2 protein-coding genes and 1 pseudogene are annotated in these 1,173 nt (G+C 62.4%); all 3 read right to left on the bottom strand.

What is annotated here, in order from left to right:
- Nucleotides 1–140: pseudogene (locus HX846_RS39575) on the bottom strand (aminotransferase); the annotation flags it as partial.
- The gene (locus HX846_RS15690; RefSeq protein WP_003210913.1) at nucleotides 137–607 is read right to left on the bottom strand and encodes a RidA family protein; all 471 of its coding nucleotides are present in this window, start codon (nucleotides 605–607) and stop codon (nucleotides 137–139) included. The pseudogene HX846_RS39575 and the gene HX846_RS15690, both read right to left, overlap by 4 nt.
- Nucleotides 608–695: 88 nt before the next feature.
- The coding region (locus tag HX846_RS15685) for a LysR substrate-binding domain-containing protein (protein WP_256739822.1) at nucleotides 696–1,173 on the bottom strand (478 nt) is incomplete at its 5' end.

The following is a 1,173-nucleotide window of genomic DNA, read 5'->3' as shown; positions in this document are numbered from 1 at the left end:
TGCAACTGGTCAATGATTGCATCGAGCGTCCCTTGGCTGGGCAGGGAGGCCCCGGCGTGGTTGAAGTGGACGATGCCGGACTGGCAGCCCGGCGTTTCGTCCCGCAGCTCCCGGACCTCGGTCAGGGACAGCGCAGTCACGGCTGCAACTCGAAAATCGCGTCGATCTCCACGGCTACGCCGCCCGGCAAGCTGGCGACGCCCACGGCCGTACGGGCATGCCGGCCTTTGTCGCCGAGGGCGTTGACCAGCAAGTTCGAAGCGCCATTGGCGACTGCACCCTGGCGCTGGAAATCACCGCTGCTGGCGATAAATACGCCCAACCGAATGATGCGCACCAGTCGCGACAGGTCATCGCCCAGGGCATCGCTTAATTGGGCCAGCAGGCCCAGCGCCGCGAGTTCGGCGGCCTTGGCGCCTTCGTCTTCGCTGATGGATTCGCCGAGTCTTCCGATGTAAGTCGGTTTGCCGTCCAGCAGCGGGATTTGGCCGGAGATGAACAGCTGGTTCTGGCTGATCACGTAATTGACGTAGTTGGCAATCGGCTGGCTGGGTGTCGGCAGGCTCAGGCCGAGGGCTTGTACGCGTTGTGAGATGGAGTGGCTCATGATGAATCCTCTTGGAAAGAGTCTTCAGCATGGGCGGGGCGATTTTCGCCGACAAACGGATAGATTTAACTCGACGTATCGAAATAACTCATGCGTCGGCACAGATTTCCCGCAGCCATTCACTGAAACAAGCGGCCGCCGTGCTGGTTTCGCCATGCGGGGCAATCAGCCAGTAACCGATCTCGCTTTGATAGGGCGGCCAGTCGAAGGCCTCCACCAATGTGCCTTCCTTGAGCCTGCGTTCGATCAGGCGGTGGCGGCCCATGGCGATGCCCTGGCCGGCGACGGCGGCTTCGACCACGATGTTGTAGTCGTGCAGCAGCGCCTTGGGGTAGTGCTCCACATCCACCTGATAATGCCGGGACCAGTCGGTCCACTCGAAAGGGCGGTGCGAGGTGGCCATCAGCAGCGGGCCATTGGCCAGTTGGCTGGCCTTGAACGCCGGGCTGCAAACGGGTGACAGTGTTTCGCTCATCAGGCGCGTGGCCTGCACGTCGGTCCAGTCGCCCTTGCCGTAGCGAATCGCCAGGTCGACCTCGGCGGCGGCGACATCTGCCAGCTGAATC

This window comes from Pseudomonas sp. K5002 (assembly GCF_013386655.1).
Lineage (GTDB): Bacteria > Pseudomonadota > Gammaproteobacteria > Pseudomonadales > Pseudomonadaceae > Aquipseudomonas.
Note: the sequence above shows the minus strand (reverse complement) of the source record. Positions and strands in the feature narration are given on the sequence as shown.

What these genes read in the sequence shown, in the direction of transcription:
- HX846_RS15690 (WP_003210913.1), bottom strand. Translation starts at nt 607, where the DNA reads ATGAGCCACTCCATCTCACAACGCGTACAAGCCCTCGGCCTGAGCCTG.